This window comes from Dolichospermum sp. FACHB-1250 (assembly GCF_014696335.1).
GTDB lineage: Bacteria > Cyanobacteriota > Cyanobacteriia > Cyanobacteriales > Nostocaceae > Dolichospermum > Dolichospermum planctonicum.
Genome location: NZ_JACJPZ010000083.1, coordinates 1 through 11,588 on the forward strand (window position 1 = coordinate 1; position 11,588 = coordinate 11,588).

The window sequence follows — 11,588 nt, forward strand, 5'->3', positions numbered from 1 at the left end:
TGCGCCACTAGAGATATTAAAAGAGTATATTAAAAATCAAGAAAAGCCGTCCTAGAAGCGATGCACTGAGCTTGTCGAAGTGGACGGGGCTTGTATCCCATTATTTTCGGTCAATAGTGTTCATGAAGATGTAACTATGCTAATGGGTCTATTTGATTGATCATTCAGGAAACTTAAAGAGTACAAAAGAGCATAAAATTTGCTCTAGAGATGAGCTAAAATGCCGCATGACATAATCGCCCAGGTAGGATAGGGATAACACGAGGGTGATTTGCCTATTTTAGTTATACATTGCTACTTTAATCACTTTCCGCGCTTTCATATCCATAAATACCTGTTCTAAATCCTGTAAAGGTCTTTGTTCACTAATTAGTAAGTCAAAAGAAATTGTCCCACTAGCAATCAGTGATAGGGCGGATTTTACATATTCTGGAGTATTATGAAATACTCCTTTGATGGTAATTTCACTATAATGGAGTTGTTCCGTATTGACGGTAATTGTGGTATCCTTGGGACAGCCGCCAAATAGATTGACAGTTGCACCAGGGCGGGCGCAGGCGATCGCTTTTTCCCAAACACTCGGTATACCAGTGGCTTCTATAACCACATCTGCACCCCATCCATCCGTTAATTCCCTGACTGTGTTAGTCATATCTGTGACTTGATGATAATTAAAAGTCCGGGCTGCACCTAACTTTTCACCGATTTCTAAGCGTTTATCATTACCACCCCACAGAATTACTTCAGTATATTCCGAGAGAACTGCTACAAACATTAAGCCGATCGCACCATCACCTAAAACCACTACTCGGTCATGGGGTTTGACCTGGGAACGGCTGATACCATGTAATACACAAGCCAGCGGTTCGGTCATGGCGGCTAATACGGAAGGTACTTGGTCGGGTATTTGTAATAGATTATGCTGGACAATGGGCGCGGGGATCTGCATATACTCCGCAAATGTACCGTTATTCCAGGTCAAATTGGGGCATAAAGAATACTCTTGACGTTGACAAAAAAAACATTTCATGCAGGGGGCTGAATTATTTGCTACTACGCGATCTCCCACCCGCCACTTAGTTACCCCAGCACCGACAGCCACAATGCGCCCCGCCCCTTCATGGCCAAACAAGGTCGGGGGTGTTAACATTTTAGCATGGCCACCGCGTCGCCATACTTTCAAATCTGTACCGCAGGTGGTGGCTGCTTCGACTTGAATTACTACCTCCCCCGCTGCGGGAGTGGGTTCGGGAACTTGTTCTAGACGGAAATTTTCCTGTCCGTAGAGTAATGCTGCTAACATAGAAGTTGGGAGAAATTAGGAGAAAAGAAAAATTTAAGAACTCAAAGCAGTTTGAGGTAAAATTTCTTGATGATGGGGTTCTAAATGTGATATTGTATCAGATACAATATTGATATTCAAGACTGGTACTTCTTGTTTACAGGAGAGACAAAACCAATAAACTCCATGGTAACGAACATGACGCAAAACTGAACCACCACAACAGGGACAAGTGTTAACTATAATACTCATACTAAATACTCCTTTGCAAAAATCACGACAAGTCAGTAGTATTATGGTTGAAATATCTATTTATCTCACTTAAAAGAAAGTAAGATCTTCAGAGAATTAGCGCTGAAAACTATCAACGAATGCTAAATTAACGGTATTTTATGGTTTTTTCCCAAAAAGATCCAAAAAGATATTTATCAAAACGAAAAATTTATGAAAACATTATTAACCTACAAGTTAGTATAGACTTGGTTCATCTATCGCGGGGATCATATTACAAATATGAACTTGTTTCATCTATGGCCAAGATCATCAATAACTAAATTTTTATGGGACAATTACTTTACACTTGACTTTTATTTTGCATTTACTTTGATGACTAAACCATGAAAATTGCTACTTGGAATGTAAATTCTGTACGGACACGGTTGGAACAGGTGATTAATTGGTTAAGCGAAAATCCGGTTGATGTTTTATGTTTACAAGAAACTAAGGTTATAGATCAGGATTTTCCCCGTCTCGATTTTGAAAAATTAGGTTATTATTTATATATATCAGGACAAAAATCCTATAATGGAGTTGCTTTGATTAGTCGTCAGTCTTTAACAGATGTCAGTACGGGTTTTACGGCTATTTTACCAGGTTTGGATGCGGAATGGGACACACAAAAAAGAGTAATTACAGGTGTGTTTTCAGGAATCAGAATTGTTAATCTTTATGTTCCTAATGGTTCATCTATAGGTAGCGAAAAGTATGAGTATAAGTTGGGTTGGTTAAAATTACTCAAGGAGTATTTACAGGTATTACTATTAACAAATTCTCCTATTTCTATCTGTGGTGATTTTAATATTGCTTTGGAAAATATAGATATTAATGATAAAGTAAAAATAGATAATCACATTATGGCTTCTGTACCGGAGCGTCAAGCTTTACGAGATATTCTGAGTTTAGGTTTCGCAGATGCTTTTCGTAAATTTAATCATCAAGGAGAAAACTATACTTGGTGGGATTATCGCACCGCTGCGTTTAAGCGAAATCTGGGTTGGCGTATAGACCATCATTATCTGACCCTGGATTTGTATGAACGCGCTCAAAGTTGTATTATTGATGTTGAACCACGAAAGTTAAATCAACCCAGTGACCATACACCAGTTATTGTCGAATTTTAATTTTATCCTATTTATTTATCTCCCTAATAAGAAACCTCGGAAAAAATAAACCGTGTTTGTTAGTATCTGTTCTATCCATGAGATGAACATATCTAACCAGTGTAAAATTTGTTCTAGGGGGTGCTTTTCGTAGCCTAAGGAGGTCGCAGAAATATCAATCCAGTCGGGTTTAAAATTAAATCCTTGGCTGGTTTGATTGTTTTTTTCCTCCCATCCCTGATTTTCAGATTCAGGCGCTTTTTGGGCTATTTTCTCCCGGTTATGCAATAATCTCGAATTTGTTGGCTTTAGGGGATTAAAACCACTATGATCTGATATATTGGTACTGGGATTACCAAATAGATCGTCCCATGTCAACCAAGCATCTCCATTATTTAGCGGTAAACTGTTTTGGAGGTCTGATTTAATTTCTACTTTTTCAGCAGTAGCATTTGATTCAATTTGATAAATATTTCTTCCTCCTAAGAAGTAATTTATCGCTGCGGTCATTAAATTAGTAATATCCGCTTTTTCGGTTTTTGAATCATCATTGTTAACTACTAGGTTATCAAGAATTTTTTGACCGCTTTTTTCTATGGGGACTAAAGCTGTAATTTCCCAATTAGCAACTAATTTATCTAGAAAACTAAAAAGTTGAGTTGGTTTTTTATCAGTTAGTTTATTTAGTAGTAAATCAATTTCTGGTAATATTTCTTTTTCCGAAAGAGGGGTTAATTGTAAAGAATACTCGTAACGATTAATTTCTCTATTAATTCTATCCTTTAATTGGGAGTTTTCCTGGGTTGTGAAAATATCGAAAATGCGATTATCAGTACCAACTAACACCAAATTACCAGTTTTTAACTCCGTAGCAATTCCCTGGACTTTGGGTATATGCTGTTGGAGAAGATTTTTCGGGGTTGAGGAACTTTCTCCAGGGAAAAATCTCCCCCACAAAGATCCTATAAAAGTTAAAGGAGTTAAAGGATTTGTTTTTGGGGAAATCTCTAAATTACTACCCCCAGCAGGAAGATTTTTAACTGTATCTAATATATGTTGAATTGGTGCGTCTGTTGCTGGAGGAATTGTGGACTGTATTTTTTTTTCCGGCCATTCTTTTTGTGGCAATAGCTGGTAAAGTGGATAAAGTAGAGAACCTACACCCACCTGAGTCGCAACTTGTAGATTTTTGAAGATGTTTTCCCATGTTTGGGTCAACCGTTGAGTCTGCTGGTAGACAAAATTAAACAGTTTACTTTGATAGCGATTTGAAGAACTCGAAGACATAGTTATAATGTTGAAGTTGTAGCGTTGGATGATCTTCAGTTTAAGAATCAAAAATTCTTAATTATCAACCTGATTATTTTACTGGATTATTTTACTGGATTATTTTACTGGATTATTTTACTGGATTATTTTACTGGATTATTTTACTGGAAATATGACTCTTCCTTTACCATCATTAAATACCAAATCTATATCCACGGCTATTGAAAATTTACGTGCTTGTTGTCAGGTTGATATCCAGTCAAACTGGAAATATCACGAAACTGACGCAGTAGTTACTGATTTTATGCCATTTAGTATAACTGATTGGCAACCAGTTGCAGTTAATGAAAAAGGCCATATTTCCTGGAAAGGCGGAAAACAGGTATTATGGTTAGGACAAAATTTCTCTATTCCCCACAGTTTACATGATTTCCCTTTAAGCGGTCTGTGTTTGCGATTGGCTTTGGTTTGGTGGGCTGAAAATGTAGAGGTATACGTTAATGGTGAGTTAGCATTAGTAGGTGATTTATTTGATGCTTCACCACGGGTTTTAATTAGTCCTCAGGTAAGTCCTGGAGAAAATTTTACCATAATTTTGCGGTTAGTTAGTCCGGGACATTGTGATGGGGCTTTGATGCGATCGCTGGCAATTTATGAGACGATGATCTATAATGATTATGACGCTGGTTTTATCGCTGATGAATTGGCCATTGCGGAAATTCTTCTAGAAAACTTCGCACCCGAAAAATTACCAGCTTTATCAGCAGCAGTTGAAAGAGTTACAAATCTCAAAAACACCGAAAACCAAGACTGGAAAACCTATTTACTGAATTTACGACCAACTTATTTGGGTTTATGTGATTTTATCTGTGAACAAAAACCGGAAATTCATTTATTGGGTCATGCACATTTAGATCTAGCATGGTTATGGGTGGTCGCGGAAACTTGGAAAGCAGCACAAAATACTTTTGAGTCAGTTTTAAAACTTCAACAGGATTTTCCCGAATTGATTTTCTGTCATACTACACCAGCTTTGTACGCTTGGGTAGAAGAAAATCGTCCCGACCTATTTCGAGAAATTCAAAATCAAGTTGAAAAGGGAAAATGGGAAATTTTGGGAGGTTTTTGGGTAGAACCAGATTTGAATTTAATCGCTGGGGAGTCTATAGTTCGTCAGTTATTATATGGCCAGCGGTATTTTCTCCACAAGTTTGGAAAAATATCCCCTGTGGTTTGGGTGCTTGACACTTTCGGTTTTTGTGCGACTTTACCCCAATTTCTCGCAAATGCGGGAATTGAGTTCTTTGTTACTCAAAAACTTCGCTGGAATGATACAACTAAATTTAATTATGACTTATTTTGGTGGCGATCGCCTGATGGTAGTCAAATATTAAGTTTTATGTCTCCACCCATGGGCGAAACCGTTGAACCTGTTAAGATGGCCAAGTATGCTTGTGAGTGGAAAACCCAAACAGGTTTACAAACTAGTCTTTGGCTTCCTGGTGTTGGTGATCATGGTGGAGGTCCGACTCGTGATATGTTAGAAGTTGCGAGACGTTGGGAACATTCTCCGATTTTCCCCAAGTTGAAATTTACAACTGCTCAAAAATATCTCCAGGAAATAAAATCTCAAAGTCAAAATTTACCAAGTCAAAATTTACCAAGTCAAAATTTACCAAGTCAAAATTTACCAACGTGGGAAAACGAACTTTATTTAGAATTTCACCGGGGATGTTATACTACTCACGGAGACCAAAAACGCTGGAATCGCAAATCTGAACATCTATTATATAGTGCTGAGTTGTTCGCAACTTTAGCAAATATCCTCTGCGGTACAAAATTCCCCCACACAGAAATAGAAACCGCTTGGAAAAAAGTTTTATTTAACCAGTTTCACGACATTTTACCTGGTTCTTCCATTACTCAAGTTTACCAAGACGCTTTACCAGCATGGGAAGCAGTGGAAAAAGTCGGGAAAAATATCTTAGCAGAGTCATTAATAGATATAGCATCCCAAATTAGTTTACCACAACCACCTTATAGTAATGCCATCCCCATCATCATTTTCAACCCTCTCAACTGGGAACGTCGGGAAGTTGTCAGCGTTGACTTATCGAAAATCATCACAGCAGACCAAGAAGAATATGAAAATTATGGAGAGAATTATGGAATTTTCGATATTCAAGGAAAAGAAATTTCCTCCCAACCTTGGGAAAACTCAACTTTATTATTCCTCCCAACAGTCCCATCTCTAGGTTACAGCATTTTCTGGCTGTCTCGAACTTCCCCCACACAACCCCAAATATTTCCGAAAAATTGGATTTTAGAAAATGAATATCTACAAATCCAGGTTAACCCAGAAACTGGAGATCTGGATAGCGTCTTTGATAAAACCCAACAACGAGAAATTTTAAATGGTGCGGGAAACCAACTCCAAGCTTTTAGCGACAGCGGCCAATATTGGGACGCTTGGAATATTGACCCTGATTATAACACCAAACCTCTACCGCCAACAAAATTAAAATCAATTCAGTGGCAAGAATATGGAGAAATTCAACAACGCTTGCGGGTAGTGCGTCAATTGGGAAAATCGGAATTTTGTCAAGATTACATTTTACAGCTTGGTTCACCACTTTTGAAAATAGCTAATACTGTAAATTGGCTAGAAAATCAGGTATTAGTAAAAACAGCCTTTCCCCTCAATTTCGCAGCGGAATTTGTCACTTATGAAATCCCCTGCGGTGTTATCCGTCGTCCCACAAATCCCCAAACCCCCGCAGATAAAGCAAAATGGGAAGTACCCGCTTTACGGTGGTCAGATATAACCGCAGATACGCAAACCGGAAAATACGGGGTTAGTCTTCTTAACGACTGTAAATATGGTTACGATGCTCAACCTCATCAACTGCGGTTAACTCTGCTGAGAAGTTCCCAATGGCCAGACAAGCAAGCTGATATAGGTATACATCAATTTACTTATGGCTTGTATTCTCATCTAGGGAGTTGGGAAGAAGGGGATACAGTTAAACGAGGTTATGAATTAAATGTACCCTTGGAAATATTAGTAAATCCGCTAAAGCGTAAGTTTCACACAAATGCTGATGAAAGTCAAAGTTTTTTAGAACTATCAGCGGATAATTTAATTGTTATGGCATTTAAACCCAGTGAAGATCAACCTGAAAAATACATTCTTCGCTGTTATGAATGTCATGGAAAAACAGCAGAGTTATTTTTGCGAAGTGATTTTCTCACCTTAGGTCAACCATTAGACTTACTAGAACAGTATATCAAGTCTGAGGAAGTATGTCAAGGGGCTGTGAATATTCAACCTGGGAAAATTATGACTTTTGAGGTTGTCGTCAACATATAGATTGGGTTTATCTAGATATACTGCATAGATCTTAATATAAAATTAGAGCAAAAGATTAATCTCAACAAACAGACTCCATGCGTATTTCTCTCAACTGGTTACAAGAACTCGTAGAAATTAAACTGACTCCAGAAGAACTGGCGGAAACCTTGACAATGGCCGGGTTTGAAGTGGAAGATATAGAAGATCGTCGCACTTGGGCCGCAGGGGTAGTTGTGGGGAAAGTCCTGGAACGTCAACCACACCCTAACGCAGATAAATTAAGCGTTTGTACAGTAGATATTGGTGCTGCGGAAACTGTGAATATCGTTTGTGGTGCTGGGAATGTCCGCGCAGATATCTATGTCCCTGTGGCCACTACAGGAACTTATTTACCTAATATTGATTTAAAAATCAAACCCGCAAAACTGCGCGGTGTTCCCTCCCATGGGATGATATGTTCTTTAAAAGAGTTGGGTTTACCCACGGATATTGACGGTATTCATATCTTTAATGAAGAAAATCTGGTTTTAGGTAGTGACGTGCGTCCCCTGTTGGGTTTGGAAGATGTGATTTTAGATGTCACTGCTACCGCTAACCGTGCTGACGCTTTATCTATGGTGGGTATTGCGCGGGAAGTAGCAGCTTTAACTGGAGGAAAATTATCAATTCCCGAAATTGCGAAAGTAGAAAATACTCAAACTGCAAAAAACCTGACTTTGAAAATTTCCGAAACCCAAGCTTGTCCTGCTTATATTGGTACGGTTGTTGAAAACATCAAAATTGCACCCTCTCCTGAATGGTTACAACAACGGTTACGGTCTGCGGGAGTGAGACCAATTAATAATGTGGTTGATATCACTAATTACGTTTTATTAGAAAGAGGACAACCTCTTCACGCTTTCGACAAACACCGTTTACAATCTCTCTCTGGTGGAGAACAATTAACAATGGGGGTGCGGTTTGCACAAACGGGAGAAACTTTAAAAACTTTAGATGGAAATAATCGCAATTTATCACCCCAAAATTTATTAATTACTGCTAATAATCAACCAGTGGCTTTAGCAGGTGTTATGGGTGGTGAAGCAACGGAAGTTTATGAAGGTACACAAAGTTTAGTTTTAGAAGCAGCGTTATTTGATTCTGTAGCCATTCGTCGTTCTTCTCGCAGTGTGGGGTTAAGAAGTGAAGCCTCTGGAAGATACGAAAGAGGCGTAAATCGGGCTGAATTAGAAATAGCTTGTCACCGGGCTTTATCCTTAATTCAAGAATTAGCAGCTGGGGTAATTGTTCAACAACAAATTTCTGATTATCGTCCAGATATTTCTACTTGGTCTCATTCTATTTACCTGCGTTTGGATAAAGTTAATCAAGTATTAGGTCCAATTGAATTAGGACAAGAAACAGGAGAATTACAACCAGAAGATGTAGAAAAAATTCTCACCGCTTTAGGATGTGAATTGGTAAAAATTGACGAACGGAATTGGACAGTTACAGTACCTCCCTATCGTTATCGAGATTTAGAACGGGAAATTGATTTAATTGAAGAAATTGCCCGGTTATATGGTTATGATAAATTCTGCGATACCTTACCAGAAAAATCCGAAGCTGGTTATCTATCTTTAGATCAAGAATTAATTCGCAGGTTACGCGGTTATTTACGGGCTGAGGGTTTGACGGAATTAATGCAATATTCTTTGGTGAAACCAGGGGAAGATAAACAGATTGTTTTAAGTAACCCTTTATTTGCGGAATATTCAGCTTTACGCACTGATTTAATCTCTGGTTTAATTACCGCTTTCCAATACAATTTAGAACAGGGAAATGGGGCGTTAAATGGTTTTGAAATTGGGCGGATTTTCTGGAGTGAAGAAGAGGGTTTACAAGAAGCAGAAGTGCTGGCCGGAATTATCGGTGGTGATATAACTAGCGGTAAATGGTCAAGGGGTGGTAAGGAAAAGGCCATGACCTGGTTTGAAGCTAAAGGTATTTTAGAAAGTGTCTTTAAACAACTTAAATTAGCGGTAGAATTTCAACCAGAAAATCGAGATTCTCGTTTACACCCCGGACGCACAGCTTCATTGTGGATAAAAGGTAATCGTCTGGGAACATTTGGACAAATTCACCCCCAATTACGCCGCGAAAAAGATTTACCAGAGGCAGTTTATGTGTTTCAATTAGATTTAGATGCTTTGTTGGATGCTTGGGATGATGATGATTTATTAATTCCTAAATTTAGTTCCTATTCTACTTATCCAGCAAGTGATAGAGATTTGGCCTTCTTCGCACCAATAAAAGTGACAGTTTCCGAACTGGAAAAAGTCATTAATAAAGCGGGGAAAGGGTTGTTAAATTCTGTGGAATTGTTTGATGAGTATCGCGGTGACAATGTACCCGCAGGACAACGCAGTTTAGCTTTTCGTTTAGTATATCGTGCCAGCGATCGCACGCTGACAGAAAATGAAATTGAACCAGTTCATAATCACGTGCGTTCTGCTTTGGTAGAGAAGTTTGGTGTCAATTTGAGAAGTTAATGACAGCGGTTTTTGTTTCCCGCTGAAATATTAATCTTTTCGGTTCCCGACTTCTATGATTAATTTGATTAATTTGATTAATTTATCATTTATTGACACAATTAAAAAAGAAGTCGGGTATCTTTTAACTCCCGATAAGCATTTAAAGCCGCTGTTTTCACTTCTTCTGCTACTATGGGAAAGGTACTCAATATATGACTAAATTCTGTTTCTGTTAATCCATATAAATGGGCAATTATTCCATCTAATTCCGCGCGGATTTTACCCCTTTCTCTCTCGTCTGTAATTCCGTTTTCATGACTTGTTAATCCTACTTCTCTCGCTAATTCATCATATTCTGCTGTGGTACAGATTAGTTTGGCTGCACGTTCTACTATTTCTTGAAAATATGGGTCTTTTTCTGTTAATCTGGGAACACAGGTTTGATACATATAGAAAAAATTGAGATTCGCTGAAACTCGACCGCGAATAGAATAATCAACTAAAAAACTATTCCAAACAGCTACTAAATATAAACATTCTTGATAATTAGGAGGATGAGAAATTGCAGAAGAACAAAGTAAAATAGATTGAAAATTTTCTGCATGAAAATTTGGAGGAATAATTGTTGTAATTAATGTTCTTTCATTAGTATTACTAGCAATTTTCCGAAATCCTGCACGATAACACTGATAATCTAACATTTGCCCCTTATCAACACCATTTTTACCTAAAACCGCTTTTCTTCCTTCCTCCTCCTCTACCCAGTACCGAGGTTCAGCAAACTTGTGGGTAAATTGATGAATCATTTTCCCCTCATATAAAGGTAATCTTCCCTTTCCCGGTTCAGTTTTAAACAAATGACTATCAGTTGTCATATTAAATTCTTGTGTTAACTTTAAATTCCACTTATCCTGAATTTCCTCCCCCAACAACGGAAAGCGACTCATTTTTTCCGCAATGAAAATATCTAAATCAGATTTAAACTCCATAACCGAAATAGAATCAGGAGATAACCGTTTAATTAAATCCACAGAAATATGAATACAATCATCATCAGGAAAACTATTTAATTCTCCTACATCATGACGCATAAACCTAGCCGGAAATGATATTGTACCCTGTAATGGTACGGGCGAATGGCCATTTGGTAATGGTAGGGGCAAATTGTCATTCGGTAAGGGTAGGGGCGAATGGCCATTCGCCCCTACGAGGTTTTGAAAAGTCAGAACCACAAACTTAAAGCGACTATCAACATTTTCAAAAATAGCCTTTCTATTTTCAAAACAGAATAAACCAGTGATCTTAGTTTGCGAAAACAACATTTCCCGTAATTGCTTAGTACCCAAATCAGTATAAATACCGCTAGGAATAACCAAACCACATTCACCATTTGGAGAAAGTAAATTAATACATTGTTCCAAAAAGACAGCATATAAATTAATTTTTCTCGCAACACTTTTACCGTCAACTAAAGATTTCTGATTGCGATATTGTTCAGCATTTTTAAAATAAGCGCTAACATGAGGATAACCACTACAATAATCTAACCATGCTTGACGCATTTCCTCATCTTCCATAAATTTATTAAATTGTTTTGTCCATGCTTTTATATCTAATTTCTTTTTCTGAATTAAATTGTCAAATCTTTGAAAAAACTCTTTTTCATCAGTTTGAAAAACTTCCCAAGGAGGATTACCCAAAATAATATCAAAACCACCCCTAGCAATAATTTGATCAAAATGATAACCCCAATGAAAAGGTTTTAAAACCTCCATATCCGCAATATTTAAAAC

At 37.8% G+C, this 11,588-nt stretch carries 6 protein-coding genes and 1 pseudogene; 3 read left to right on the forward strand and 4 right to left on the reverse strand.

Annotation, left to right across the window (positions count from 1 at the left end; all coding sequences use genetic code 11):
- Positions 1-280 precede the first annotated feature (280 nt).
- Both H6F39_RS19315 and H6F39_RS19320 read right to left on the reverse strand, forming a co-directional pair.
- The gene (locus H6F39_RS19315) at positions 281-1,303 is read right to left on the reverse strand and encodes a zinc-binding dehydrogenase (protein ID WP_190397244.1); all 1,023 of its coding nucleotides are present in this window, start codon (positions 1,301-1,303) and stop codon (positions 281-283) included.
- A gap of 33 nt (positions 1,304-1,336) precedes the next feature.
- Complete coding sequence (locus H6F39_RS19320) at positions 1,337-1,534, reverse strand: hypothetical protein (protein ID WP_137909605.1); 198 nt, start codon at positions 1,532-1,534, stop codon at positions 1,337-1,339.
- 365 nt (positions 1,535-1,899) lie between these two features.
- On the opposite strand from H6F39_RS19320, the gene xth reads away from it, so the two are divergent.
- On the forward strand, positions 1,900-2,682 hold the full coding sequence (xth, locus tag H6F39_RS19325) for an exodeoxyribonuclease III (protein WP_137909606.1): 783 nt from the start codon (positions 1,900-1,902) through the stop codon (positions 2,680-2,682).
- 15 nt (positions 2,683-2,697) lie between these two features.
- Here the strand turns inward: xth and H6F39_RS19330 are convergent, their stop codons facing one another.
- The gene (locus H6F39_RS19330; RefSeq protein WP_190372784.1) at positions 2,698-3,948 is read right to left on the reverse strand and encodes a hypothetical protein; all 1,251 of its coding nucleotides are present in this window, start codon (positions 3,946-3,948) and stop codon (positions 2,698-2,700) included.
- Positions 3,949-4,102: 154 nt separating this feature from the next.
- On the opposite strand from H6F39_RS19330, the gene H6F39_RS19335 reads away from it, so the two are divergent.
- Positions 4,103-7,300, forward strand: coding sequence for an alpha-mannosidase (locus H6F39_RS19335; protein WP_190372785.1), 3,198 nt, complete (start codon positions 4,103-4,105; stop codon positions 7,298-7,300).
- Positions 7,301-7,377: 77 nt separating this feature from the next.
- On the forward strand, positions 7,378-9,813 hold the full coding sequence (pheT, locus tag H6F39_RS19340; RefSeq protein ID WP_190397245.1) for a phenylalanine--tRNA ligase subunit beta: 2,436 nt from the start codon (positions 7,378-7,380) through the stop codon (positions 9,811-9,813).
- A 101-nt stretch (positions 9,814-9,914) separates the two neighbouring features.
- Here the strand turns inward: pheT and H6F39_RS19345 are convergent.
- A pseudogene (locus tag H6F39_RS19345) lies at positions 9,915-11,588 on the reverse strand (Eco57I restriction-modification methylase domain-containing protein); the annotation flags it as partial.

Excerpts from the sequence above, each read along its gene's own strand:
- H6F39_RS19320 (WP_137909605.1), bottom strand. The coding sequence starts at position 1,534 with ATGAGTATTATAGTTAACACTTGTCCCTGTTGTGGTGGTTCAGTTTTG.
- H6F39_RS19335 (WP_190372785.1), top strand. The coding sequence starts at position 4,103 with ATGACTCTTCCTTTACCATCATTAAATACCAAATCTATATCCACGGCT.
- xth (WP_137909606.1), top strand. The coding sequence starts at position 1,900 with ATGAAAATTGCTACTTGGAATGTAAATTCTGTACGGACACGGTTGGAA.
- pheT (WP_190397245.1), top strand. The coding sequence starts at position 7,378 with ATGCGTATTTCTCTCAACTGGTTACAAGAACTCGTAGAAATTAAACTG.
- H6F39_RS19315 (WP_190397244.1), bottom strand. The coding sequence starts at position 1,303 with ATGTTAGCAGCATTACTCTACGGACAGGAAAATTTCCGTCTAGAACAA.
- H6F39_RS19330 (WP_190372784.1), bottom strand. The coding sequence starts at position 3,948 with ATGTCTTCGAGTTCTTCAAATCGCTATCAAAGTAAACTGTTTAATTTT.